The organism is Bacillus sp. FSL M8-0049, from assembly GCF_038593355.1.
GTDB lineage: Bacteria > Bacillota > Bacilli > Bacillales > Bacillaceae > Bacillus > Bacillus safensis.
Genome location: NZ_CP151986.1, coordinates 2,285,417 through 2,310,363 on the forward strand (window position 1 = coordinate 2,285,417; position 24,947 = coordinate 2,310,363).

The following is a 24,947-nucleotide window of genomic DNA, read 5'->3' on the forward strand; positions in this document are numbered from 1 at the left end:
TTATTCCTCCTCTAAAATCAGTATATCTATACTTTCCTCACGACAATGCGTGAGCCTTCCGCTTTCACAATTTTTACTTGTTCATCTTTATCGATAAATGCACCTTCTGACACAACATCAATGCGCTCATCTCCAAGTACGATCGTACCAGATGGACGAAGTGCAGTGGCTGTCACTGCGATTTGTCCAACAAGATCCTCTCTTGTTTCATTTGAGACATAACCGCTTTCCTTATTGGTTGAATCGGTTAAAATGAACTTTTTAAAGAATTTCATACGTTTCCCCAACACCTTTGTCAATAAAATAACTGCTATGGTTGAAACAGCAGTGGCAATCAAGATGGAAATCGCCATTTCTGTAAAGCTTCCAGCTGCTAAAAATAAGCTGACAACGACACAGATCAGTCCAATGACACCTACGATTCCCCCTGGCAAAAACAATTCCAGAATGATGAGTGCAATCCCTGCTAAAAACAGGAACAACGTCTCATATCCTGCAAAACCTGCCACGAGATGACCATAAAAGAATAGAAGAAGCGCTGTCACTCCCATGGTGCCCGGGACCCCAAAGCCAGGAGAATAGAGCTCAACAACTAACCCTAAGCTTGCAATGGATAAAAGGATTGGAATGACAATTGGGTGCGTAAGAAAACGCGCAACCTTTTCAGCAAAGCTCACTTCATCGTATTGAACAGAAGCGTCTTGTAATTTCAGCTTCTGAAGCAAGTCATCCATATTTTTTGCTTCCCCTTCTGCATACCCGAATTGAAGCGCACGGTCTGTATTGAAGGTGAGCAATTCTCCTTTTGGTGCACCGGCTTCTTTTGCGTCTATATCTACATCTGCCATGGCAAGAGCATACTTTGGATCACGCCCCTGCTTTTCGGCAGCATCACTCATTTCAGCAAGCCATAGAGATTCAGATTTTTGATCGGCAGCATTGCCTTCTCCATCAATGATCGCAGCAGCCCCCATTTTTCCATTCGGGGTCATATAAATTTGATCGGCATTTAATGCAAGGAATGCCCCCGCTGAAAGCGCTCTATGATTGACAAACGCTGTCACTGGGATATCGGAAGCACGAATCGTATCTGCGATTTTAAGCGCTGCATCAACTGCACCACCCGGTGTATTGATGTCGAGAATAATATGCTTCGCCCGTTCCGACTTTGCCTGCTCAAACGATCGTTCAATGAATTTAGAAAGTCCTTTTTCTACTGTATCTTCAATTGGGATAACATGAACTTTCTGATCTGCTGATTTCGCGGTCAATTGAACCCCTAATAACAAGCATATTATAAAACAACTGAAGAGAGCAATAGAAATTTTTATTTTTTTCATCTATTTGGTGATCCCTCCTCTCTTTCTTCCATTTTACTGTTCCTTTACATACGTTACAAATGTATCATAGGTTTCATTTTTATATGACAGAATCACAAGGACATAAAAAAAGTATCCTTCTAACAATAGAAGGATACTTTTTATTGAGACAGCTGCTCGCTGACAAGTCTGTTAATGACAGCTCCATCAGCTTTACCTTTTACTTTTGGCATAATAGCGCTCATGACTTTACCCATGTCAGCCTTCGAGGAAGCACCTGTTTCAGCGACCGTTTCTTTCACGATCGTTTGCAGTTCTTCTTCAGAAAGCTGTTCAGGTAAATAAACGTCTAATATGTCAATCTCTTTTTGAACTTTATCTACTAAATCTAAGCGATTAGCTTTCGAAAATTCACGGAGGGAGTCTTTACGTTGCTTAATCTCGCGGGAAAGGACGGTTAGTTCCTCATCGCCGGTCAAACTGTCTTTCTTAAGCTTAATTGCTTCATTTTGCAGCGAAGCCTTTACCATACGAATGACAACAAGCTTGTCTTTCTCACGGTTTTTCATCATAAGCTTCATATCAGAATTTAATTGCTCAAGAAGACTCATAAAATCCACCCTCTTTAGAATTTACGTTTTCTAGCAGCTTCAGACTTTTTCTTACGCTTTACGCTAGGCTTTTCATAAAATTCACGCTTTCTTGCTTCTTGCAATGTTCCAGTTTTGGATACACTGCGTTTAAAGCGACGAAGAGCATCTTCAAGCGATTCGTTTTTTCTAACGACCGTTTTTGACATTCTCTTTCCCTCCCTCCGAATACACCAATCGACTGCATTAAAAAAAGATATACATGCAAAACATGTACCTAGACATTATAATATAAGCCTAGTGTGAGGTCAACTAAGTGATTTGGAAATATATTTTCGTCATGAGCAGGTAGACAAGTCCATATATTCATTGGTAAGAGGAGGACTTTTCTATGATGGCGATCATTTATTTTTGTGCACTTATTTTCATTTTTTTATGGTCAATGGGTTTGCTGAGAAAAGGATTAATGGCGCTTGCGTCGTCTCGTATTGAGAAATCACTTCTTCTCTTTACAGATCACCCGTTAAAAGCATTCTTGGTCAGCATTGTGTTTACAGGGGTTCTACAAAGCAGTTCTGCTTTTATGGTCATCGTCATCGGCTTTGTCAGTACTGGCATTCTCTCTTTTAAAAAATCGATCCCAATGATTCTTGGAACCAATATCGGCTCAACGTTTACGACAGAATTTATCGCCATTAAAATGGACGTATTCATGTGGGTTTTGATCATAGCCGGTCTTGTATGCATTCTTTTTGGCAGGACATCTTTTAGACATGCAGGAAAAAGTTTATTTGGGCTGGGGATGATCTTTTTTTGCATACAAGGCTTTTCAAAAATTGCAGGGATGATGACAAGCCAGCCTGAGACATTGCGTTTTCTTGAAATGATGCAGCATTCAGACTGGACAGCGCTGCTTTCGGGTACCATTTTCACAGCAATTGTTCATTCGAGCTCAGTCTGTATCGGTATTTTAATGGGATTTATGAATGAAGGAACTGTGGCACTTCAGGAAGGCATCAGCTTTGTGTTGGGGTCCAATATTGGGACATGTATTACGGCTGTGATGGCTGCGATATCCGGCGGCTACGCAGCACGTCAAACGGCTTATGCACACGTCGTGTTTAATGTGCTCGGGGTTCTTTTATGCCTGCCGTTTCTCGCCCTGATCACAGAGGTTGTCGCCCTTCTCGCAAGCTCTCCTGCCCAGCAGATTGCGCATTTCAGCCTGCTGTTTAATGTGGCAAGCTCTCTCCTCTTCTTTCCGTTCATTCGCCCTTTTCACGCATTGATCTTGTGTCTCATGCCGAATCAGTCAAAATAAAAAAACCGGCTTGCCCTTTTGGCTGCCGGTTTTTTTATCTATTATGAGGTCATTCTCACTTTGTCTGGCTGCACATCATCGCTGATGCGAACGAATTGTCCTTCGTTATAAGGATAGCCCGCTTTCGTAATTTTCACTTTGACCAGACGGCCGATCATGTCCTCTGTCCCTTCAAAAACAACTTTCATGTAGTTATCGGTATAACCAACATAAAGATTGTGGTTTCCTTCTTGTTCTTTGAAGGATTCTTCCGGAATAATCTCTAGCACATCACCTTCGTATGCTGATGCATACTCTTTCGCAAGCTGGTCAGAAAGAGCGATCAAACGGTGGACACGTTCGTTTTTCACATTCTCATCCACTTGATCTTCCATTCTTGCAGCCGGGGTACCTGTACGTTTGCTGTAAGGGAATACATGCAGCTCAGAGAATTGATGATCTTTGACAAAATTGTACGTTTCCAAGAACTCTTCTTCTGTTTCCCCAGGGAATCCAACGATTACATCAGAGGTGACAGCAAGTCCCGGCAATGCTTTTTTCAGCTTTGTTAAACGCTCTGCAAAGAATTCCATCGTATATTTACGGCGCATTCTTTTCAGCACAGTATTTGAGCCAGATTGAAGCGGGATGTGTAAGTGTCTGACAATTTTATCTGACTGATCAAGCACTTCAATCACTTCATCTGTAATTTGACTTGCTTCAATAGATGAAATACGGATTCGTTTTAAGCCAATAACACGTTCATCTAATTCTCTCAGAAGCTTTGCAAAGTTATAATCCTTTAAGTCTTCTCCGTATCCGCCTGTGTGAATACCTGTCAGCACAATTTCTTTATAGCCCGCATCAACAAGCTGCTGCGCTTGGTTGATGACCTCTTCTGGATCACGAGAACGAAGAAGGCCGCGCGCCCAAGGAATAATGCAGAATGTACAGAAATTGTTACAGCCTTCTTGGATTTTTAATGAAGCGCGCGTTCTGTCTGTGAAGGCAGGAACATCAAGTTCTTCAAACACACGTGCTTTCATGATATTGCCAACCCCGTTGATCGGCTGTCTTTCTCTGCGGTATTCTTCAATATAGCCTAGTAATTTATGTCTGTCCTGTGTTCCAACCACAATATCAACACCAGGAATCGCCATGATTTCTGCTGGTGATGTTTGCGCATAGCAGCCTGTTACACAAATGACACCATCCGGGTTATGGCGAATGGCTCTTCTAATGACTTGGCGGCTTTTCTTATCGCCTGTATTCGTGACCGTACATGTATTAATGACATATACGTCTGCTTTTGATTCATACTCTTTTCTTTCATAGCCAGCTTCTTTAAACAGCTGCCAGATCGCCTCTGTCTCATAGTGGTTGACCTTACAGCCAAGTGTATGGAACGCTACTGTTCCCATCATAATTCACCTCTTAATAACTCTGTTTGATAAGATATAGCGGAAAGCGCATATAAAGGAGCAGTTTCTGTTCTTAAAATGCGTGGTCCAAGCCCGCAAATGACTGCACCAAGCGTTTCAAGCTCTTCAATCTCCTTTTCTGCCAAACCGCCTTCAGGGCCAAAAACCACTAGCAAGGTTTGTCCGCCTTTCATCTGTTGAAGCACAGTTTGAAAGCGGCTTTGCTCTCCTTCTTTCGATGATTCTTCGTATGCAACGACACATTTATCGAATTCACCAGCTATTTGCGTCAGCTCTTTAAACGTTGATACTGAATAAACACGCGGAATGATATTCCGGTAGGACTGCTCGGCTGCTTCTTTCGCGATTTTCTCCCAGCGCTCTCGTTTTTTATGGGATTTTTTTTGGTCAAGCTTTGTAATAGAACGAGCCGCTTGAAACGGGATAAAAGCACTTGCGCCAAGCTCTGTGCCTTTTTGGATAATGAGCTCAAGCTTATCTCCTTTTGGAAGACCGCTTGCAATCGTCACCCTAATCGGAAGTTCTCTGTCCTGATTTGTCCAGCTTTCAAGGTGACAAATTACTTCTTCCTTTGTTATTGTATCAATTTTACTGAGCGCTTCAAAGCCGTCTGTCGTTAAACAAAGGATTTCCTGTCCTGCTTTCATCCGCATGACATTGGAAAGATGATGTACATCTTCACCTTTTATAACGATGGCTCCCTTTAACGTCACTTCTTCTTTCGTGAGGTCGATAAAATATCGTTGCATACGTGTCCTGACACCTACTCGCTTTATTTTTTCGCTATAATGCTGACCCAATCTTCCATTGACAGCACTTCAACAATGTCAAAACCCGCCTCTTCTAATGCTGTTTTGACCTGTAATTTCTTTTGTCCAATGATGCCTGATGTAATGAAATAGCCATCTTTCTTCAATAGGTCATAGGCTTGATCTGTAAAGCGCAAAATCACTTCTGCCAGAATGTTGGCGACAATCACATCACGCTCACCTGAAATTCCATCAAGCAAATTGTTTTGTTTGACCGTCACTTGGTTACTTACACCATTTAATTCGATGTTTTGCTTCGCACTTTCTACCGCAACGGTGTCGAGATCAAAGGCTTGAATGTCCTTTGCACCAAGCATCGCTGCTGCCACACTTAGAATTCCAGAGCCTGTTCCAACATCAATCACCGTATCGTTTTCCTTCACGTAGCGCTCAAGCGCCTGAATGCAAAGGACGGTTGTTGGATGCGTACCTGTTCCAAATGCCATTCCAGGGTCCATTTCAATAATCAGTTCATCAGAATGAACTGGTGTATATTCTTCCCACGTTGGAACGATGGTGAATTTTTCAGAGATTTTCACAGGATGATAGTATTTCTTCCATGCGGTTGCCCATTCTTCTTCATTTACTTCACAAATTGACAGTGTATTGCGCCCAAGGTCAATATCGTATAGAAGAAGGTTGTTGATGGCTTCTTTGATCTCATCTACCGTTTCCATCAAAAAGCTGTTCATTGGAAGATAGGCTTTCACAATGACACCTTCATCTGGATAGTCATTCGGATCGAGCTGGTAGATCTCACCGTATACATTTTCACGTTCCTTGACTAAATCAAGCGGGTCCTCAATCACGACACCACTTGCACCTGCTTCATGCAAAATATTGGTGATCGGTTCCACCGCTTCATTTGTTGTATGGACGCTAATTTCTGACCACTTCAATACTACCAACTCCTTATCCGTCTTACTCGCCTTTAAATGCGCGTTTTACCTTATCGAAAAAGCTCATTTCTTGTTCGTCTGGTTTATTTCCGCTCACTTCAGCAAATTTTCTAATGATATCTTTTTGATTGTCTGTTAAATTTGTCGGTGTGACGACACGTACAACGATATGCTGATCGCCTTGGCCGTAGCCGCGTACATTTTTCACACCTTTTCCTTTGAGTCTAAACTTCGTGCCAGTTTGAGTGCCAGCAGGAACTTTTAATTTTACTTTTCCGTGTAATGTCGGCACTTCAATTTCGTCACCTAATGCAGCCTGCGCAAAGGTAAGCGGCATCTCGCAGTAAATGTCATCTCCATCACGTTCGAAGAATTCATGCGCACGCACATGGAATACAACAAATAGATCGCCTGGAGGTCCTCCATTTACGCCTGGTTCACCTTGCCCAGACACTCTGAGCTGCTGGCCATCATCAACACCTGCAGGGATCGTCACGTTAATTTTCTTACGCTTACGCACTTTGCCAGATCCGCCGCATGTTGAACATTTATGATCAATTTGTTTCCCTGTTCCGCTGCAGTAGTTACATACTCTGCGGTTGACCACTTTACCAAACGGAGTAGATTGCTCAACATTTAACTGACCAGAACCGCCGCAATGTGAACAAGTTTTTGCCTGCGTACCAGGCTTTGCACCTGATCCATGACATGTCTCGCAAGATTCTTCACGAGGGATTTCAATGGTTGCTTCTTTTCCAAATGCCGCTTCTTCAAACGAAAGCGTCATTGTATATTGCAGGTCCGCTCCTTGGCGCGGTGCATTTGGATCTCTTCTTCTGGCTCCGCCGCCAAAAATACTAGAGAAGATGTCATCAAAGCCGCCGAAGCCGCCAAAGTCTCCTCCTCCGCCAAAACCGCCGCCGCCAAAGCCTTGGTTTGGATCGGCATGACCGAACTGGTCATAATGCGAACGTTTTTGATCATCAGAAAGGGTTTCATAGGCTTCTTTTACTTCTTTGAATTTCTCATCTGAGCCAGCTTCTTTATTAATATCAGGGTGATACTTTTTTGAAAGCTTGCGGTATGCCTTTTTGATTTCGTCCTTTGAGGCGCTCTTACTTACGCCAAGCACTTCATAGTAATCACGCTTACTCATCTCTTCACACTCCCGATTTTCTCACATAAATACGATTGTATCATTTTGATTTAACCTTTTTCAATTCCTTTCAGCGTTGAAAAGAAAAAAAGTCAAAGCCAAGAGATCCTGACTTTGACTTTCTGACGAGTACGTTTCAGCAGTCTTTTTCAAAAGTAAAGGTGATTATTTTTTCTCTTGATCGTCGTTTACTTCTTCGTATTCTGCATCCACTACATTGTCATCTGCTTTTTGAGCACCTTCAGCGCCTTCTTGCTGAGCTTGTGCTTGTTTTGCAGCTTCTTCATAGAGCTTTGTCGTTAATTCTTGAACGATTGTTTGCAGCTCATCTTTTTTCGCTTTGATGTCTTCAAACTCGCCTTTTTCGATCGCAGCTTTTAGCGCATCTTTCGCGTCATTTGCTTTTTTCACTTGCTCTTCATCGATTTTGCCTTCTAGATCTTTTAATGTTTTTTCAGTTGTAAACACTAATTGATCTGCTTCGTTGCGCACTTCGATTTCTTCTTTTTTCTTCGCATCTGCTTCAGCATTTTCTTCTGCTTCTTTGACCATTTTTTCGATCTCATCATCAGAAAGACCTGAAGAAGATTTGATTGTGATGTTTTGCTCTTTGCCTGTACCCATATCTTTCGCACGTACGTTGACAATACCGTTTTTATCGATATCAAAAGATACTTCGATTTGCGGTACGCCGCGTGGTGCCGGCGGGATATCAGTCAATTGGAAGCGGCCTAATGTTTTGTTATCTGCAGCCATTGGGCGCTCACCTTGCAGGACATGGATATCTACAGCTGTTTGATTGTCAGCAGCTGTTGAGAATACTTGAGATTTACTTGTTGGAATTGTTGTATTGCGTTCAATCAGCTTCGTGAATACGCCGCCCATTGTTTCAATTCCTAAAGAAAGTGGTGTTACGTCAAGAAGAACAACGTCTTTGACATCTCCTGTGATCACTCCACCTTGGATGGCTGCACCAAGTGCAACTACTTCATCAGGGTTTACACCTTTATGAGGCTCTTTGCCTGTTTCTTTTTTGATTGCTTCTTGTACTGCAGGAATACGAGTTGATCCACCAACAAGGATGACTTTATCAATCTCGCTAGCAGATAAACCAGCATCTTTCAGTGATTGACGTACAGGTGTCATTGTACGCTCTACAAGATCTGCAGAAAGCTCTTCGAATTTAGCACGCGTTAACGTTAATTCAAGGTGAAGAGGTCCTGCTTCTCCAGCTGTGATAAATGGCAGTGAGATTTGTGTAGAAGATACACCAGAAAGATCTTTTTTCGCTTTTTCAGCAGCATCTTTTAAACGCTGAAGCGCCATTTTATCTTTAGAAAGATCAATGCCATTTTCTTTTTTGAATTCAGCCACTAGGTGATCAATGATGACTTGGTCAAAATCGTCTCCACCTAGACGGTTGTCCCCAGCAGTTGAGCGCACTTCAAAGACGCCGTCTCCAAGCTCAAGGATCGATACGTCAAATGTACCGCCGCCAAGGTCGTATACAAGAATCGTTTGATCTTCTTCTGTTTTATCTAAACCATATGCAAGTGCAGCTGCTGTTGGTTCGTTGATGATACGTTCTACTTCAAGACCAGCAATTTTACCAGCATCTTTCGTTGCTTGACGTTCTGCATCGTTGAAGTAAGCAGGAACTGTGATAACAGCTTTTGTTACTTCTTCGCCAAGATAGCCTTCAGCGTATGATTTAAGATGCTGAAGAATAATCGCAGAGATTTCCTGCGGCGTGTAGTTCTTGCCTTCAACTTCTACTTTATAATCAGTACCCATATGTCTTTTAACAGACATGATCGTGTTCGGGTTTGTAATTGATTGACGTTTTGCTACTTCACCCACTTGGCGCTCTCCGTTTTTAAAAGCGACAACAGATGGTGTTGTACGTGCTCCTTCAGCGTTAGCAATGACTTTTGGCTCGCCGCCTTCAAGTACTGCAACACATGAGTTTGTTGTTCCTAAGTCAATCCCAATGATTTTACTCATATTCGATGACCTCCCATTATGTAGTTATTGATTTACTTTTACCATTGATGGACGAATAACTCGGTCTTTGAGTTTATAGCCCTTTTGCAATTCTTCTACAACGATATTTGAATCGTAGTTTTCATCTTCAACTTGCATGACGGCTTGATGAAGGTTTGGATCGAACTCTTTGCCGACAGCTTCAATTGGTTCTACGCCTTCATTTTTCAACGCTTCTACCAGCTGGCGATAAACCATTTGCATTCCTTCTAACAAACTTTTTGTCTGCTCATTGTCTGGATCAATTCCAAGCGCTCTTTCAAAGTTATCAAGAGCTGGGAGAAGATCACTGACAACATGTTGAGAACGATATTTTTGCACGGTCTCCACTTCAGTTCGAGCACGGCGTTTATAGTTTTCAAAATCTGCTTGAACACGCAGAATTTTGTTTTCTTTTTCATCTAGAAGCTGCTGCAATTCATCGATTTTTTCTTGGAAGGCAGACTGTTCATCATTTGTTACTTCCTCAGTATCTGCTTGAACTGCTTCTTCTTGTGCTTCAACCTCTGCTTCTTGCTCAGGTGTCTGTTTTTCTTCTGACATTGTGTTCACCTCCCTCAAAAGATTCAAAAATACGAAGGGGCTGTGCCCCTATCTTTTATCACCCTACTCATCATACAAATTGGAAAGTGCGTTTGACAAGTCTTTTGATACATGATGCAAGAGACTGACAACCCGCCCATAATCCATACGGGTTGGACCAATGACGGCAATGGAGCCGAGTGATTTTTGATCAATCGAATAAGTAGCTGTGATTAGGCTACAGTTCTCCATCGCTTCCAAATTGTTTTCTGAACCGATTTTAATGGTGATTCCTTGCTGATTTGGATGAAACAGCTGCATGACATCATTCTTTTGCTCAATAAGCATCATGAGTGAGCGGATGCGGTCAATGTCATGAAACTCCGGCTGATTCAACATATTAATCTTCCCGCCAAAGAAAAGTTTTGATTCATTTTGAGTCGATGTAAATGTATTGCCGAGCGCATCTAAAATATGATCATAATCTTTTAAATGCGTACGAAGAAGCATCACAACTTCTTTATACATTCTGTCCTTCAGCTGATCCATCGGGACTCCGGCTAGGCGGCTGTTTAAAATATTCATCAGCTTCTCAATATCGGAGACATCGAGATGCTCAGAGAAGGTAATGGTTTTGTTTTCAACATGTCCGCTGTCTGTAATCATGATCGCCACTGCTTTGTTTGGCTGAACAGGGACAAGCTGAATTTGCTTTAATCGATTTTCACTTAGCTTTGGACCAAGCACAATCGATGTATAGTTTGTGAGATCTGATAAAATTTCCGCCGATTTTTGAACTGTCTTTTCCAGCTCAAAAATTTTCTCCTGAAAGGCCGACTGGATGAGCACAAGCTCTTTAGACGACAGTTTTCGCGGAGAGAGCAAATGATCTACATAATAACGATATCCTTTTTCGGAAGGAATTCTTCCTGATGAAGAATGGGTCTTTTCAATAAAACCAAGTTCCTCCAAATCAGCCATTTCGTTTCTAATCGTCGCAGAGCTGAATGTAATGTCTTCTTTTTTAGAAAGAGTCCTTGATCCAACTGGCTGCGCCGAACGAATAAAGTCATTAATGATGACTTGCAGAATCAAAAGCTGACGATTTGTTAACATCATCATCACCCCTGTTAGCACTCTCTTTCAACGAGTGCTAATTGTATAAACAAAATTACCAAACTCAAATTAAAATGTCAATTATAACTCACCGAGAAACGCTTGAAATACTTCATTGCCTAACAATTTTCCTTTTCTTGTTAAACGTATCCCCATGTCATCTTTTACAATGAGGCCTTTTTCTTCTAAATCTTCAAGAACAGTGGAAAAAAGTGCTTCTGGTGCAGCACCATATTTTGCTTGGAAATCAGCGCTTTTCACCCCTTCGATTTTTCGAAGACCTAAAAACATTTCTTCTTCTATTTGCTCTGCTTTTGTGACCTGATGTGTTTCCTTATACGGGAACCCTGTTTGGTCAATCAGCTCCAAATAATGTTTCACCGGCCCTGCGTTCACATTTCGGATGCCATCTACATACCCGTGTGCGCCTGCACCAAAACCAAAGTAATCTTCATTGCTCCAATAGGTCAGGTTATGCTGGCTTTCAAAGCCAGGTTTGGCGTAATTGCTAATTTCGTACTGCTTTAATCCATGGCGCTCCATTTCATCCATCACAAGCTCATACATTTCAGCCTCACGTTCTTGCGGCGGTAAATGAAGTTTTCCTTTTTGCATTAAGTTGTAAAAAACGGTTTTCGGCTCGACGATGAGTGAGTAAACCGAATAATGCTCTGCCCCCAGCGAGAAAGCCGTCTCAAGTGAATTCATCACATGATGCTTTTCTTGATGCGGCAAGCCAAACATGAGATCAAGGCTAATATTGTCAAATCCAACCGCTCTAGCTCGCTCAAAGGATGTAAGGACATCCTTCTTTTGATGAACTCGTCCAATTTTCTTGAGCAAATCGTCTTCAAAAGTTTGAACGCCAAAGCTCAGCCGATTCACGCCGGCTGCTTTAAGCACATGCAGTTTCTCAAGCGATAATTCATCTGGGTTTGCTTCTACTGCAAATTCAATCAGGTTTTTTGTCGGCTTTAATACGCTGTGAATGCTGTTCATGAGCTGGTCTAGCTGGCTGACAGTCAGTGATGTCGGGGTTCCCCCGCCAATAAAAATTGTCTTTAGTTCCTGCTCGCCTTTTTGCTCGATCGTGTGCTGCATCTCTTTCTCAAGAGCCGCTAAGTATTCGTCGACTGGCTGCGTTTTGATGAAAAATTTATTGAAATCACAATAGTGGCAAATATGCTCACAAAATGGAATGTGAATGTATGCTGCTTTCATTTGTTGACACCTTCTTTACAGGTAAAGAGCCGCAGTTTATCGCTGCGGCGTCTTTGTTTGTTATCGACTATAAACGTCAAGGCAGACATTGTAAAGCAGGCAGCCTTGAGGATGTTATTTTTTTGGTGTGCTGTCGTCCATCTTCAGCACGGCCATAAATGCTTCTTGCGGGACTTCAACAGAGCCCACTTGCTTCATGCGCTTTTTCCCTTCTTTTTGCTTCTCAAGAAGCTTTCTTTTCCGGGAAATGTCTCCACCATAACATTTAGCAAGTACGTTTTTACGCATCGCTTTAATGGTGGAACGAGCAACGATTTTTTGACCGATTGCTGCTTGAACCGGTACTTCAAAGTGCTGGCGTGGAATCAATTCTTTTAGCTTTTCTACGATGATCTTGCCTCGTTCATATGCATAATCGCGGTGAACAATAAAGGAAAGGGCATCGATTTTTTCGCCATTCAGCATGATATCCATCTTCACCAGCGTCGAAGGACGATAGCCAATCAGCTCATAATCAAAGGACGCATAGCCTTTTGTGTTGGACTTTAGCTGATCAAAGAATTCGTATACGATCTCTGCCAAAGGAATTTCGTACACAATGCTCACGCGGTTCGCATCAAGATACTGCATATCAATGAAATTCCCGCGCTTTCCTTGGCAAAGCTCCATCACAGAGCCTACATAGTCATTCGGCACCATCATTGTGGCTTTTACATACGGTTCTTCAATTCGCTCAATCTTTTGCGGATCAGGCAGATTGGATGGGTTATCTACGACGATTTTTTCTCCATCTGTCATATATACATCATAAATAACACTTGGCGCTGTCGTAATCAGATCAATTTTAAATTCACGTTCAATCCGTTCTTGGATGATTTCCATATGAAGCATTCCAAGGAAGCCGCAGCGGAAACCGAAGCCAAGTGCTTGGGATGTCTCTGCCTCATATTGAAGTGAAGAATCATTTAATTCAAGCTTTTCTAACGCTTCTCGTAAATCGTTGTATTTCGCTGTATCAATCGGATAAAGTCCGCAGTATACCATTGGGTTTAGCTTTCTGTATCCTGGAAGTGCTTCTTTCGCAGGGTTCTCCGCGCTTGTGATCGTATCCCCTACACGTGTATCACCGACATTTTTAATTGCAGCGGTTAAGTAGCCAACATCTCCAACGGTGAGTTCGTCTGTTGGCATGGCTTTTGGTGTGAAAACGCCGACTTCAAGTACTTCAAATTCTTTCCCCGTCGCCATCATTTTAATTTTCTGACCAGGTCTGACGGTTCCTTCGACAATTCGTATGTACGCAATAACGCCGCGATACGCATCGTAAAGAGAATCAAAAATAAGGGCTTGAAGTGGTGCTTCTGGATCTCCAGCGGGAGCCGGCACCTTTTCAACGATTTGTTCTAAAATATCCTCGATTCCAATACCCGCCTTAGCAGAGGTGAGAACAGCTTCAGACGCATCCAACCCGATGACATCTTCAATTTCTTCTCTTACACGCTCAGGCTCTGCACTTGGCAGATCGATTTTGTTGATAATCGGAAGAATTTCTAAGTTGTTATCAAGAGCTAAATAAACGTTCGCAAGTGTCTGTGCTTCAATTCCTTGTGCTGCATCTACTACGAGAATCGCACCCTCACAGGCAGCTAGGCTTCGAGATACCTCATAGGTGAAGTCGACATGCCCTGGTGTATCAATCAGGTGCATGATATATTCTTCTCCATCCTTCGCCTTATACTTCAGCTGGACAGAGTTTAATTTAATCGTTATGCCGCGTTCACGCTCTAAATCCATGGAATCAAGCAATTGTTCTTTCATTTCTCGCTGCGTAATCGCCGCTGTTTTTTCCAAAATACGGTCCGCCAATGTGGATTTCCCATGGTCAATATGGGCGATAATGGAGAAATTTCGAATTCTTGATTGCCGCTCTAATCGTTTTTCTTTATCTGTCACAATCTATCACTCCTACTATAAAACGCGGGTTGCGCTAGGTTAGATTATATCAATAGGGCTGTAAAGATTCAATCGAAATCAAGAAAAGCCGCTTATTGGTCAGCGGCTTTGATCAAAAGGGTGATATCTCATGAAATTCGTTTATTTCCCATTCACCCAATCATAAAGAGAACGGGCTGCATGTGTCATGCCATCAGACAGGGCTTTTCCTGCCTTGGAAAAGGCATTAAAGCCCTCTATTTCCTCCAGCTGTTTTTGTTTTTCGGCAAGATCCTTTTCTGTAACAGCCGTTCCTAAGATAGAAGCTTCCTTCTCTTCATTGTCGTTCATTTGAATGGAGAAAGCTCCTTTTAATTGCGGATCATGGTAGCCCTTCATTTGCAGCATGCCATTATTCGCTTGCTGCATTCCTAAAAAGACACCAAACAGCAAGACCAATCCTAAAATAATGGTTTTTCCAATAAATGAGCCCATATCCGTCACCACCTTAAGAGCGTTTTTTCTCATCCTTTGCTTTGCCGTCAACCTTTTCCGCGTCCCAGAAAATGTCGCTGAATACATCAGCTGCCGCATTGGATGCATTTCTCAATTCTTCCATATTATTATCCACTCCACCAAATTCTAAAAGAAGGGCTTTGTCGGATAAATCTTGATTATAGATTCCATTATCGCCAATTTCTCCTTTGGCAAACACACCGACACTAAGACCTTTATATTTTTTCTCCATCAAATGGTGGAACTCTGTCGCAAGCTTTAAGTTTTTCTCATAGCTTTGATTCTTCTTCCCAACAACAAACGCAATTCTCGCATATTTTTTCCCTTTGATTTCGACAGTCGTATCTTTCTTTCTTCTTGAGTCCCGGTGAATATCAATTAAATAATCGAGGTCATCATTTTTCGCTAAGGCTTCTTTCACGACCAATCTTGATTCATTATAAGACTGCGGATACTTCAATCCTTTTTTTAACAGTCTTTTTTCAATTTCCGTTTTGTCGACTGTATTGCCGATTCCTTGCTGATCAAGCGCCTTTCCAAACATGTCGCCGACAAGGGTGACATTCACTTTTGAGTGCCGTGCATTATTTGGATTCGTTTCTCCTTTTAAAAATGGTAAATATGATTCCGTATTATGTGTGTGATAAATGTACACAGCTTTTCGTTTTCCTGTTGACCGGTCAGGTTCTTTGGCAGGCTTTTTCGGCGTATCATCATCGAGCTTGTCCAGCTCAGCCAAATTTGCTTCTTTTTCATCTTGGATTACTTCACTAGGCGGCGGTGATTCCATTGGCATGTTGGTATAATCTGTTCCTTCACCCGCTAAGATGATTTTTGTATCAAAATGTTCAAAGCCTGGGAGTTCTCTTCCTAGGAAACTGCGTGGGTCTTCTAAATTAATACTGGTTGCAAGCTTCAATGACAGCCCAGAGAAATGAAATCCTTTTTGAGCTTCTGGAACTGCTGAGGCGAAATATTGGTTTTCCATGCCCATTAATGTGGCAAAAAATGCGCCAGAGAGCTCATCTGCTACACCATATAACGAGGCTTGCGGCCTCAGCTCGGGTTTTAAAGAGGTCAAAGCCCCTGTCATCACAAACACCACAACAAGAGAGGCAATAAATAAGAAGATGCTTTTTACTACTTTCGTTCCATTAATCGCAACGACCAACTGTCGAGGACGGCGGGGTCTTTTTTTCATGATTTACTCCCTCCAGCACGCTTTCTAGTAATTACACTATGAGCGAGCTAGAGAAAGTAGAACCGATTAATGATTATATGAACCCATATTATCTTGAGTGATTTTTTGATGAAGCGCTGTGTTTAATCCGTTGGCAAGTACGTTTGCCATATCATCAATGAATGTATCGACTTCCTTAGGCGTGACCATTAAATTTTGCCCCAGGGGCGCAAGCACTTCGTGAATCAGCTGCCTTTTCTCTTCTTCAGGAAGGGTTCCTACGATGCCTAAGAATGATTGACGCGTTTCTTCATCTGGCAAGTCCTCTTCTTTAAGCACTTTTTTCTTCCCGAATGTCAAACCAGCTGGCACAAGAGAGCGGGATGGTCTATCATCTTTTAGTTCTCTACCAAAATGCTTTAAGACATAATCAATTGTGTCACTTGCAATGGTTACTGCATCCACCACTGTCGGAACGCCAATCGCAATCACTGGAATTCCCAATGTTTCTTTGCTTAATTCTTTTCGCTTATTCCCTACACCAGAACCGGGATGGATACCTGTATCAGAAATTTGAATGGTTGTATTCACTCGTTCCACCGCACGAGCAGCAAGGGCATCGACCGCGATGACAAAATCAGGCTTAGACCGCTCAATCACACCTTGGATAATGTCACTTGTTTCAATACCGGTCAGTCCCATCACACCAGGTGACAAAGAAGAAACCGGGCGATAGCCTTCCTGAACATTTTCCGGCTGTAATTCAAAGAGATGGCGGGTTACAAGCAGGTTTTCAACTGTGAGAGGACCTAGTGCATCTGGCGTGACATTCCAGTTTCCCAGCCCTACTACAAGGCAGCTCGCATCAGCCTGAATGCCTCGGTCTTTTAAAAACTGAGCAAAATGACGTGCAAAGACTTCGACGACTTTTTCTTGCATCTCAGAGTCTTTCTCCCGAATGCCTTGTGCCTCAAACGTCAAGTATGTCCCTGCCTTTTTGCCGGTCAGCTCCTCCCCTTCTTTCGTGATTTCCACAGTACGTATGCGGATGCCCTGCTCTTCTTTTTCCTTTTCGACAATCCCTTGGATCCCGTCCTTTTTGACGACATTCGGATTGTTCTCTTGTTCTAGTATCTCTTTTGTTTCAACAGCGAGGTCTGTCCGGATTTGATAAACGCTTAAATCGAGTTTCTGTTTCTCCATAAAAAGACTCCTTCCACCAAGTAATTAACAGTAGTCTTTCCATCTCTTGAAAGAAACATTCGAGTACGTCATCAATGAAAAATACTTTACATTTATATTGCATTCTAAAGGTGTGTTTGATAGAATACAATTTGTTCTATTGTGAAGATTTAACCTTAAGACAATTGTGTTTAGGTTGTATCTTAGGAGGTGAAACACATGCCAAATATTAAATCAGCGATCAAACGTACAAAAACGAATAACGAACGCCGTGCACATAACGTAACAATCAAGTCTGCGATGCGTACTGCGATTAAACAAGTTGAAGTTTCTGTAGCTAACAACGATGCTGAGCAAGCAAAAGCTGCTCTTGCTTCTGCTGCAAAACGCATTGACAAAGCCGTTAAAACTGGTCTTGTACACAAAAACGCAGCTGCGCGTTACAAATCAAGACTTGCTAAACAAGTAAACGGACTTTCTGCATAATGCTTGCAACGCCTCAGTGATGAGGCACCTGTTTAACTGTACGTCCGTCCTGACCGGCCGAGCCTTAAGGACAGACTGGCAATTATACATCTAAACAAAAACGACCCTCTTTTTAGAAGGTCGTTTTTTTATGTTCAAGCGCCTAACAAACGAAGCAGGAACAATTCTAACAGCAGCTGCTTGTCCTTTTTACCGGTTTTCATTTCATAATCAATCGTTGAAAGCTCTTTGACGATCTGCTTGAGCTCTTCTTCTGAAAACAGTCTTGCCTGATCCATCGCAAGTTTGACCCGAAACGGATGGACTTTTAGATTTGAAGCAATTTGTTTTTGTCCATAGCCTTGCTGAGCGAAGTACTTCGTCTGCAAAATCAATCGAAATTGAGTTGAAATGAGTGCTAATATTTTAATGGGTTCCTCATTTTGCTTCAGCAGGTCATAAAACATCTGCATGGCCTCAGACCGGCGTCTGTTTACGATTTGATTAATCAGCTCGAAAATATTTTGCTCTAAGCTTCTTGCAACGAGCTGATTGACATCTGCTAACTCAATTTCCTCCCGCTCTCCAATATATGTACTTAGCTTCCGAACCTCTTGGAATAGAGAGGAGAGACTTCCGCCGCATAGCATCACAAGCTGCTCAGCCGCTTCGGATGTAATCGTCTTTCCTTCTGTCTTCACCAGTGTGATGGTGAAATCAGTTGTTTCTTTTGGGTTTAACTCTTTCGCCTCAACGACAGCAGCTTTCTTTTTTAGCAATTTGGTGATTTTCTTACGCTCATCCAGCTTTTCATATGGTGCCAATAACACGAGAATGGTATAGGGCGCTGGCTTTTCTAAATAAGCTTCTAATACAGAAAGCTCATGCTCAATCTTTTCCTTTTTCTTTTCAGCAGTAAGAAAATAAGGATTCTTGATCACGACGAGACGTCTTTCTCCCATAAACGGAAATGTTTCTGCATCCGTCACAGCCTGTTCAAGCGGCACTTCTTCCATATCGAAGACGGAGTAATTAAAATCCTTCGTTTCTTCCTCTACTACAGCTTGTCTCAATTTAGCAGCGGTTTCTTGCAGTAAATATGTTTCTTTCCCATATAAGCAATAAACGGGATGGATATCCCCTCGTTTTAAATTGTTCCATACATCAAAGACCATCAATTGAATCCCTCTCTTTCACTTCCTCCTCTATCCTAAAGTGTGTGAAGACATTAGTAAAGAGGAAGCTGAAAGTGCCGCCTCCTCATTTATAGTAAACGTCCGGCGCAAGCTCCCGGGTCAGCCTGCTGTCAGACGATATTCATAAAATGATCATAAAATGGAAAACGGTTACTTTACCTTCTAGCAATTCCAAATGAGTTCAAGTATACTAAAATTAGCCAGGAGGGATGAAAATGAATGAATTTGAAAAAAATGTTCAAAGCAAGCGGAATGATGTGACCGACTCAGCTGTTGGTTTTATCGTCACATTCGGATTTTTCGCCTCAATGTTTATTTTGGCAACCATTATACACCTCGTTGGATCTTAACTTCATGAAGGTTACATGACTGCCGTTTTGGCAGTTTTTTTATTGAGTTTGTAAGATATCATATGGAGGGTGTGTGTAAAACGTTCCTTCCTCATCGAGAAATTCATACGTCACGCTCCCGTCGGTATCTGTACGATACACCTTCATTTGCTGGTCCTTTAATTTTTTCAAAACTTCCTGATGTGGATGCTGATAACGATTGCGTTCACCTGCTGAAATGAGTGCATGTGAGGGCTTGAGATGCTGAAGCCATTCTTCGCTTGTTGACCCTTTACTCCCGTGATGTCCAACCTTTAAGATATCTGCCCGCAGATGAGGAAAGGCTTCTATCATGTCTCGTTCCCCTTCTTGTTCAAGATCTCCAGTGAGCAGAAACCGCTTCCCGCCTAGAGTAAATGTCAAAACGAGTGAATCATTATTCTTAGTTGTAACCCGATCACGCGATGGATGAAGGACCTGAAATATTTGCTCTCCAATCTGAAGCTGATCTCCTCTCTCTAATTCATCAATCATGATCCCTTGATCAGCTGCTTCTTTTAACAGCTCCGCATCCTCTGGACTCCGTGCAAAGCCTTTTGGAATAGCCAGCCGCTTTACTTTATTTCGCTTGATTAAACGAGCTGCTTCTCCCATATGGTCTTGATCCGCATGTGTGAGAATAAGAACATCAAGTTTTGCTATCCCTTTAGAATGCAGAAACGGGATCAGTGTTTGATCACCGATCGTAGACACCTTACGTCTTTTTTTCCACGGTTCTTCTTCAAAAGAAAGTCTGCCTCCTGTATCCACAAGCAGGTGCCCCTTTCGATAGGGCAGCTGAATAAACAAACTATCCCCCTGTCCTACATCCAGCATTGTCACTTCCCCTTTTTCGAGAAAATTCGGGGTGAAATAGTGTGCACTCAAGACACCAATAAGAAAAAGGATCGGCAGTGCATAGGATTTCACAGAAGTTTTGCTCTCCATCACAAATAACAGAACAATTAAGGCGCTCACCTCAAGCAGAATATGCCACCAAGCAGACTTCATAAAAATCAAGTTGAATTCATCAAAAACAGCCATATTGGCTGACAATTGATGACTAAGCTGAATCACCGAATCAAGCAGCTGAAACAATGTTTGTCCAAGCGGAAGATAAATCATAGTGAGAATAAAAAAGAGTAAGGACAGCGGCATAACGACCGTCGTATAAAAAGGAACAAATATCATGTTCAAAGGTACACTCAGTAAAGAGAATTGATGAAAATGATATAAAAGAACAGGAAGTGAAGCAAGCTGTGCAATAAAGGAAATCAGGAATAATTGCATGACTGAACTTTTTGCTTTTGATAAAATCCTAGTCGATAACAAAATAAAAAACGTGACCGCGAATGAAAGCTGAAATCCGATATCAAATAAATAAAGAGGATGAATCGCTAATAAGAGTAAAAATGTTGCACTTAATACCACAGCAGAAGGCTGTTTCATTTCTTTTGGCAGACTAGTCATCACTAAATAGATTCCTGCCATGAGGCAAGCTCTTAAAACAGATGGTGCAGCACCTGTCAAACAAGCATAAATAGGAAGAAAACATAAGAGAAGAATACGTGCTGTCTCTCTTGTCACGCCCGCACGAAGGAGACACCAAAATAAACATGCAAGAAGCGTTTGCACATGCAGTCCTGAGATTGCTAGTAAATGAATAATGCCGAGCATTTGATAATCTCTTAATGTGTCAGGTTCTATCAACTCACGATCGCCAAAAATAAGTGCCTGTACAATGCCAACAGAGTGTTTAGGCACATGATCTTCTAAAAATTTCAAACCTTTTTGCCTTATCACTTGAAGAAAATAGGAAGACCCGTCTTTTTTTGTACAGTTTTTGATCGACTGTGGCAGAAAAATGGCGTCAATGCCTTTTGATTTTAAAAATTGATCGTATTGAAACCCGTTAGGAATGGTTGCGTGCTCTGCTGGACGAACATCACCTGTCATGCGACAGCTCATACCAGGTTCTACCTCTTTTAATGCCTCTTTTTCACGCTCTGTTTGAATTGTATAAAAAGTGGCTAGTTGTTCATGGTCTGTTGAAACAGTCGCTGAAAAACGATTGCCATCTGTTTTCGGAATACTTCCAATCACAACGGAACCAGATAGGAATTTTTCTAGTACGGGTTGATCCGTTTCAAGAGACTCATGAATCATAAAAATGAGTATATAGACAGCACCGCATAGGCTGACCATTAAAAAGAGCTGAGGCATTTTTTTCAGTAGGCTGAGAAGTAATATGATGAGAAGAAAGAGAAGGAAATACATATGAAGATGATATGCAGCCAGAGCAATTCCAACAGCTGCTGAAATTGCCCCAAACGGCAAATATTTAAACATAGGAAGTAAATAATTGATTCGCCTTCTTATGCATATCGCGAATTTCTGTTTCGCTAAGTCCTGATTCACTCAGCTTCCCAATTAAATCTGCAACAAAGGCCAATTTTTCTTGATTTTTTAAGTCGATGATCATTTCATCTAATTCAACTTGCTCTGTTTGAACACCCGCCTGCTCGAATAAATCAATCGCATATGGATGATTTTTATAATCCTTTGCATAGTACACTGTTCGTATGCCCGCTTGAATGATGGCTTTACAGCACTGTAAACAAGGAAAATGTGTGACATATATTTCAGCATCAGCTGTAGGTGCACCAAATTTGGCACATTGTAAAATAGCATTCATTTCCGCATGGATGGTGCGAACACAGTGATGATCAATGACATAGCACCCTACATCCGCACAATGAACATCACCGGCAATGGAGCCATTATACCCCCCTGCAATGATGCGCTTGTCCCTTACGATGGTCGCCCCAACAGCTAACCGCTCACAGGTGCTTCGTAAAGCAAGCAAATGGCTTTGTGCCATAAAATATTGATTCCATGAAATTCTTTCCACGAGCTGATCCCTCCAGAATGATGGTTGATATTAAGTGTACATGCCTTTCTTCTCTACCGTCAATTCTACTTCACGGTCAATTGACTTTTCAGCCGTTCAATCGTCTTTTCCCCAAAACCTGAAATGTTCCGCAAGTCTTCAATTTGTTGAAATTCTCCGTGTTCCTCTCTATACATAATGATAGCTTCGGCTTTAGCTGGTCCTATGCCGTTAATGGTTTGCAATTCGGCTGCATCGGCCTGATTGACATTCACACCTTCACTCTTTTCAACGCCCGTTGATGCGTCAGCTGATGCTGTTTGCGCCTCTCTTTCCGCTTCCCCCTGCTTCCGAACATAAATCATCATACTATCCTCTAATTTAGCTGCTTGGTTGATTTCAATCGAGTCTGCTTTGCTGGTAAAGCCTCCTGCCCTTTGAATCGCTTCCTCTACCCGAGCATCAGATTGAAACGTATAAACACCTGGCTTCCTTACAGCTCCTTTGACCTCTACAAAAATCGTCGATGGCTCTTTTTCTGTCTTTTCTTGTTTGTCTTCTAATGTGACTTGTATGTCTTTATTTTCCTTCAATACACTTGGCTCTCTGTTGCCCTCTCCTTTTCCAGTGAAAAAGAAGAAACTGAAGATGATCACGACTATGAGTCCAGCGGCGATATAAAGACTGTATTTTTTTAATGAAATGAGTCGTTTCACTTACTCACGCTTCTTTCAATCATATTTTTCTACTGCTCAACATACTGTTTAGAAGATAACAGATCCAATGCGTCTAAGGAGGGAGAACGTTTGAATATAGGGTTAATCGGTACAGGAAACATGGGTACCATACTTACTGAGGCATTTATTGAATCAAAGGCAGTCAATCCCTCATCGATTACTATTACAAACCGAACCATTGAAAAAGCGTTCAATATAAAAAAGAACCATCCAGAGCTTGAAGTAACGAAACAGCTTTCAGGGGCTGTCACGAATAAAGATTTCATTTTTGTTTGTGTCAAACCACTTGATATTTATCCACTGTTAAAAGAGCTGAGCCCTCTTTTAACGGAGCAGCAAACCATTGTCATCATTACAAGTCCGGTTCATCCTGAACAGCTTCAGGATATCGTTCCTTGTCAAACAGCCAGGCTGATTCCAAGCATTACAAACCGCGCTTTATCAGGCGCATCACTTTTAACTTTTGGTTCATCATGCAATGCCGCGACGAAAACTGCGTTAAGACAGTTAGCTTCGTGCATTTCAACACCTATCGAGATCCATCATTCGATTACAAGAGCGGCTTCCGATATTGTCAGCTGCGGACCTGCTTTTATCAGTTTTCTCGTTCAGAAAATGATTGAAGCGGCCGTAGAAGAAACGGATATTTCCAAAGAAGAAGCCACCACCTTATCAGAGGATATGCTTGTTGGACTTGGCCGATTGATTGAAAAAAGAGTCTATACCCTTCCGACACTGCAAGACAAAGTATGTGTGAAAGGCGGCGTCACTGGTGAAGGCATTAAAGCACTTGAAGCAGGGGTGCAAGATATGTTTCACCGTCTCTTTCAAAACACCCATGAAAAATTCGATGAAGATCTAGAGGCGGTTGCGCATCAATATCCGCCAAGCGTGTTCACTGATGATCGCAGAAATTAATCATCTTTGCAACAAGCGAAAAAAGGGTTTTAAAAAACCATCGTTCTATTAAACGATGGTTTTTGGTTTCTTAGCTGAGATGAAATACCTTTCGGCGAATTCACCGGGGGCTTCATTTGTAAAATCAGCAGTCACTTCTATTTGTTCAAAGCCAGCTGACTCAAGGAACGCTGCATATGTTTCAAATGGAAATGTGCGCTGTTCATGTGTCTCATCATAACGCTGATACATGTCTCCGTCTTTTACAAAAAAGCTTAAATCATGAATGACCGAATACATGTCATCCCCTTTATCACTCTGCCAAATATAGCTGATCTCTTCATCTTGATCTGCATAAGTCGAACCCGGGAATACCTCTTCCATTTTATAAGGCGTATGAACATCAAAAAGTAAAACCCCATCTGCCTCTAAAAGCTGAAACATGTTTTTAAAGGTTTTTTTGACGTCATTTTCGTTTTTTAAGTAATTTAAGGAATCACAGCAAATAACAGCTGCCTGGAAGGCTTGCTCAAAGCCCGTAACCTCTCTCATATCTTGATGTAAAAATTGAATCGACTGCTTTTTCGCCTGCGCTTTTTGCTGCGCGAAGGCCAGCATTTCTTCACTGAGGTCAATTCCTGTGACCTTGTGGCCCTTTTCAGCTAACCGAAGAGAAATCTCTCCAGTTCCACAGCCTACATCGATGATGGCAGCATTCGGCTTCATATACTGCTGGATCCACTGAACCCATTCATCATAAGGTGCATGTGTCATGAGCTCGTCATACACACCTGCAAACCCTTGATAAATCATGAGTTAATGCCAAGTGAAAGCGTTTCTCTCGGCGCATCTCCCCATAGCTTTTCTAGATTGTAGTATCCTCTTTCTTCTTTGTGGAACACATGGGCAATGACATCACCTAGGTCAATCAATACCCATCTTGCTTCATCAAAGCCTTCCATCTTCTTCACTTCGATTCCGCTTTCCTCTGCAAGATGTTTTACTTCTCTTGCAATGGCTTGCACTTGTTTATCAGAATTCCCGTGACAAATGAGAAAATAATCTGCAACAAGTGAGATTCCTTGCATATTAAGGGCAATAATATCCTCAGCCCGTTTATCATCGCATGCTCCTGCTGCGACGTTTAAAATTGATGATGAATCCATC

The 24,947-nt window shown here is 42.0% G+C and carries 25 protein-coding genes; 4 read left to right on the forward strand and 21 right to left on the reverse strand.

Annotated features, from left to right (window positions below; genetic code table 11):
• Window positions 1-26: 26 nt before the first annotated feature.
• From NSU13_RS11760 to rpsU, 3 genes are all read right to left on the reverse strand, one after another.
• Complete coding sequence (locus NSU13_RS11760; protein WP_070326492.1) at window positions 27-1,340, reverse strand: nodulation protein NfeD; 1,314 nt, start codon at window positions 1,338-1,340, stop codon at window positions 27-29.
• A 140-nt stretch (window positions 1,341-1,480) separates the two neighbouring features.
• Window positions 1,481-1,930, reverse strand: coding sequence for a GatB/YqeY domain-containing protein (locus NSU13_RS11765; protein WP_034280115.1), 450 nt, complete (start codon window positions 1,928-1,930; stop codon window positions 1,481-1,483).
• 14 nt (window positions 1,931-1,944) lie between these two features.
• Window positions 1,945-2,118 carry a 30S ribosomal protein S21 gene (gene rpsU, locus NSU13_RS11770; protein ID WP_003152957.1) on the reverse strand — a complete coding sequence of 58 codons (174 nt, stop codon included), beginning with the start codon at window positions 2,116-2,118 and terminating at the stop codon, window positions 1,945-1,947.
• Between the two features lie 182 nt (window positions 2,119-2,300).
• On the opposite strand from rpsU, the gene NSU13_RS11775 reads away from it, so the two are divergent.
• On the forward strand, window positions 2,301-3,230 hold the full coding sequence (locus NSU13_RS11775; protein ID WP_214755524.1) for a Na/Pi symporter: 930 nt from the start codon (window positions 2,301-2,303) through the stop codon (window positions 3,228-3,230).
• 41 nt (window positions 3,231-3,271) lie between these two features.
• On the opposite strand, the gene mtaB is transcribed toward NSU13_RS11775, so the two are convergent.
• From mtaB to gpr, 12 genes are all read right to left on the reverse strand, one after another.
• The gene (mtaB, locus tag NSU13_RS11780; RefSeq protein ID WP_024423030.1) at window positions 3,272-4,630 is read right to left on the reverse strand and encodes a tRNA (N(6)-L-threonylcarbamoyladenosine(37)-C(2))-methylthiotransferase MtaB; all 1,359 of its coding nucleotides are present in this window, start codon (window positions 4,628-4,630) and stop codon (window positions 3,272-3,274) included.
• Window positions 4,630-5,400, reverse strand: coding sequence for a 16S rRNA (uracil(1498)-N(3))-methyltransferase (locus NSU13_RS11785; protein ID WP_335370829.1), 771 nt, complete (start codon window positions 5,398-5,400; stop codon window positions 4,630-4,632). The genes mtaB and NSU13_RS11785 overlap by 1 nt, the downstream gene beginning before the upstream one ends.
• 23 nt (window positions 5,401-5,423) lie before the next feature.
• The gene (gene prmA / locus NSU13_RS11790; RefSeq protein ID WP_046311816.1) at window positions 5,424-6,359 is read right to left on the reverse strand and encodes a 50S ribosomal protein L11 methyltransferase; all 936 of its coding nucleotides are present in this window, start codon (window positions 6,357-6,359) and stop codon (window positions 5,424-5,426) included.
• A gap of 22 nt (window positions 6,360-6,381) precedes the next feature.
• Window positions 6,382-7,515 (reverse strand): molecular chaperone DnaJ, encoded by a 1,134-nt coding sequence (gene dnaJ, locus NSU13_RS11795; protein ID WP_144496228.1) that lies wholly within the window; start codon window positions 7,513-7,515, stop codon window positions 6,382-6,384.
• A 165-nt stretch (window positions 7,516-7,680) separates the two neighbouring features.
• A complete protein-coding gene (gene dnaK, locus NSU13_RS11800) occupies window positions 7,681-9,519 on the reverse strand; it encodes a molecular chaperone DnaK (RefSeq protein WP_041086261.1) in 1,839 nt (612 codons plus the stop codon).
• 24 nt (window positions 9,520-9,543) lie between these two features.
• Window positions 9,544-10,101 (reverse strand): nucleotide exchange factor GrpE, encoded by a 558-nt coding sequence (grpE, locus tag NSU13_RS11805; RefSeq protein ID WP_024423035.1) that lies wholly within the window; start codon window positions 10,099-10,101, stop codon window positions 9,544-9,546.
• A gap of 63 nt (window positions 10,102-10,164) precedes the next feature.
• Complete coding sequence (gene hrcA / locus NSU13_RS11810; RefSeq protein ID WP_003217350.1) at window positions 10,165-11,196, reverse strand: heat-inducible transcriptional repressor HrcA; 1,032 nt, start codon at window positions 11,194-11,196, stop codon at window positions 10,165-10,167.
• Window positions 11,197-11,277: 81 nt separating this feature from the next.
• A complete protein-coding gene (gene hemW / locus NSU13_RS11815; protein ID WP_264315973.1) occupies window positions 11,278-12,417 on the reverse strand; it encodes a radical SAM family heme chaperone HemW in 1,140 nt (379 codons plus the stop codon).
• 114 nt (window positions 12,418-12,531) lie between these two features.
• Window positions 12,532-14,370, reverse strand: coding sequence for a translation elongation factor 4 (lepA, locus tag NSU13_RS11820; RefSeq protein ID WP_024423038.1), 1,839 nt, complete (start codon window positions 14,368-14,370; stop codon window positions 12,532-12,534).
• A 141-nt stretch (window positions 14,371-14,511) separates the two neighbouring features.
• A complete protein-coding gene (locus NSU13_RS11825; RefSeq protein WP_024423039.1) occupies window positions 14,512-14,844 on the reverse strand; it encodes a YqxA family protein in 333 nt (110 codons plus the stop codon).
• A 13-nt stretch (window positions 14,845-14,857) separates the two neighbouring features.
• Window positions 14,858-16,066 carry a stage II sporulation protein P gene (locus tag NSU13_RS11830; protein WP_120208229.1) on the reverse strand — a complete coding sequence of 403 codons (1,209 nt, stop codon included), beginning with the start codon at window positions 16,064-16,066 and terminating at the stop codon, window positions 14,858-14,860.
• Window positions 16,067-16,132: 66 nt separating this feature from the next.
• Window positions 16,133-17,248, reverse strand: coding sequence for a GPR endopeptidase (gene gpr, locus NSU13_RS11835; RefSeq protein ID WP_327826103.1), 1,116 nt, complete (start codon window positions 17,246-17,248; stop codon window positions 16,133-16,135).
• 198 nt (window positions 17,249-17,446) lie between these two features.
• On the opposite strand from gpr, the gene rpsT reads away from it, so the two are divergent.
• Window positions 17,447-17,713: a 30S ribosomal protein S20 gene (gene rpsT / locus NSU13_RS11840; protein ID WP_024423042.1), complete on the forward strand. Its 267-nt coding sequence runs from the start codon at window positions 17,447-17,449 to the stop codon at window positions 17,711-17,713.
• Window positions 17,714-17,847: 134 nt separating this feature from the next.
• Here the strand turns inward: rpsT and holA are convergent, their stop codons facing one another.
• Window positions 17,848-18,867 carry a DNA polymerase III subunit delta gene (holA, locus tag NSU13_RS11845; RefSeq protein ID WP_034280095.1) on the reverse strand — a complete coding sequence of 340 codons (1,020 nt, stop codon included), beginning with the start codon at window positions 18,865-18,867 and terminating at the stop codon, window positions 17,848-17,850.
• A gap of 236 nt (window positions 18,868-19,103) precedes the next feature.
• On the opposite strand from holA, the gene NSU13_RS11850 reads away from it, so the two are divergent.
• Window positions 19,104-19,238, forward strand: a complete 135-nt coding sequence (locus tag NSU13_RS11850) for a YqzM family protein (protein WP_012010638.1) — start codon at window positions 19,104-19,106, stop codon at window positions 19,236-19,238.
• Window positions 19,239-19,277: 39 nt separating this feature from the next.
• Here the strand turns inward: NSU13_RS11850 and NSU13_RS11855 are convergent, their stop codons facing one another.
• The 3 genes from NSU13_RS11855 to NSU13_RS11865 all read right to left on the reverse strand — a co-directional run bounded on the left by NSU13_RS11855 (window position 19,278) and on the right by NSU13_RS11865 (window position 22,862).
• Window positions 19,278-21,605: a DNA internalization-related competence protein ComEC/Rec2 gene (locus tag NSU13_RS11855; RefSeq protein ID WP_335370830.1), complete on the reverse strand. Its 2,328-nt coding sequence runs from the start codon at window positions 21,603-21,605 to the stop codon at window positions 19,278-19,280.
• Window positions 21,598-22,167, reverse strand: a complete 570-nt coding sequence (locus tag NSU13_RS11860) for a ComE operon protein 2 (RefSeq protein ID WP_335370828.1) — start codon at window positions 22,165-22,167, stop codon at window positions 21,598-21,600. The genes NSU13_RS11855 and NSU13_RS11860 overlap by 8 nt, the downstream gene beginning before the upstream one ends.
• A gap of 65 nt (window positions 22,168-22,232) precedes the next feature.
• On the reverse strand, window positions 22,233-22,862 hold the full coding sequence (locus NSU13_RS11865) for a helix-hairpin-helix domain-containing protein (protein WP_046311827.1): 630 nt from the start codon (window positions 22,860-22,862) through the stop codon (window positions 22,233-22,235).
• Window positions 22,863-22,952: 90 nt separating this feature from the next.
• Between NSU13_RS11865 and comER the strand changes: the two genes are divergently transcribed.
• Entirely contained in the window at window positions 22,953-23,801 is an 849-nt protein-coding gene (gene comER / locus NSU13_RS11870; protein WP_024423047.1) for a late competence protein ComER, read from the forward strand.
• A gap of 48 nt (window positions 23,802-23,849) precedes the next feature.
• Here the strand turns inward: comER and NSU13_RS11875 are convergent, their stop codons facing one another.
• Window positions 23,850-24,593, reverse strand: a complete 744-nt coding sequence (locus NSU13_RS11875) for a class I SAM-dependent methyltransferase (protein ID WP_041106941.1) — start codon at window positions 24,591-24,593, stop codon at window positions 23,850-23,852.
• On the reverse strand, window positions 24,590-24,946 hold the full coding sequence (gene rsfS / locus NSU13_RS11880) for a ribosome silencing factor (RefSeq protein ID WP_003217467.1): 357 nt from the start codon (window positions 24,944-24,946) through the stop codon (window positions 24,590-24,592). Before rsfS ends, NSU13_RS11875 begins: the two co-directional genes overlap by 4 nt.
• Between the last annotated feature and the right edge of the window lies 1 nt (window position 24,947).

Coding starts and splice junctions, on each gene's coding strand:
- NSU13_RS11760 (WP_070326492.1), bottom strand. CDS start 1,340: ATGAAAAAAATAAAAATTTCTATTGCTCTCTTCAGTTGTTTTATAATA.
- NSU13_RS11765 (WP_034280115.1), bottom strand. CDS start 1,930: ATGAGTCTTCTTGAGCAATTAAATTCTGATATGAAGCTTATGATGAAA.
- rpsU (WP_003152957.1), bottom strand. CDS start 2,118: ATGTCAAAAACGGTCGTTAGAAAAAACGAATCGCTTGAAGATGCTCTT.
- NSU13_RS11775 (WP_214755524.1), top strand. CDS start 2,301: ATGATGGCGATCATTTATTTTTGTGCACTTATTTTCATTTTTTTATGG.
- mtaB (WP_024423030.1), bottom strand. CDS start 4,630: ATGGGAACAGTAGCGTTCCATACACTTGGCTGTAAGGTCAACCACTAT.
- NSU13_RS11785 (WP_335370829.1), bottom strand. CDS start 5,400: ATGCAACGATATTTTATCGACCTCACGAAAGAAGAAGTGACGTTAAAG.
- dnaJ (WP_144496228.1), bottom strand. CDS start 7,515: ATGAGTAAGCGTGATTACTATGAAGTGCTTGGCGTAAGTAAGAGCGCC.
- dnaK (WP_041086261.1), bottom strand. CDS start 9,519: ATGAGTAAAATCATTGGGATTGACTTAGGAACAACAAACTCATGTGTT.
- grpE (WP_024423035.1), bottom strand. CDS start 10,101: ATGTCAGAAGAAAAACAGACACCTGAGCAAGAAGCAGAGGTTGAAGCA.
- hrcA (WP_003217350.1), bottom strand. CDS start 11,196: ATGTTAACAAATCGTCAGCTTTTGATTCTGCAAGTCATCATTAATGAC.
- hemW (WP_264315973.1), bottom strand. CDS start 12,417: ATGAAAGCAGCATACATTCACATTCCATTTTGTGAGCATATTTGCCAC.
- NSU13_RS11825 (WP_024423039.1), bottom strand. CDS start 14,844: ATGGGCTCATTTATTGGAAAAACCATTATTTTAGGATTGGTCTTGCTG.
- NSU13_RS11830 (WP_120208229.1), bottom strand. CDS start 16,066: ATGAAAAAAAGACCCCGCCGTCCTCGACAGTTGGTCGTTGCGATTAAT.
- gpr (WP_327826103.1), bottom strand. CDS start 17,248: ATGGAGAAACAGAAACTCGATTTAAGCGTTTATCAAATCCGGACAGAC.
- rpsT (WP_024423042.1), top strand. CDS start 17,447: ATGCCAAATATTAAATCAGCGATCAAACGTACAAAAACGAATAACGAA.
- holA (WP_034280095.1), bottom strand. CDS start 18,867: ATGGTCTTTGATGTATGGAACAATTTAAAACGAGGGGATATCCATCCC.
- NSU13_RS11850 (WP_012010638.1), top strand. CDS start 19,104: ATGAATGAATTTGAAAAAAATGTTCAAAGCAAGCGGAATGATGTGACC.
- NSU13_RS11855 (WP_335370830.1), bottom strand. CDS start 21,605: ATGTTTAAATATTTGCCGTTTGGGGCAATTTCAGCAGCTGTTGGAATT.
- NSU13_RS11875 (WP_041106941.1), bottom strand. CDS start 24,593: ATGATTTATCAAGGGTTTGCAGGTGTGTATGACGAGCTCATGACACAT.
- rsfS (WP_003217467.1), bottom strand. CDS start 24,946: ATGGATTCATCATCAATTTTAAACGTCGCAGCAGGAGCATGCGATGAT.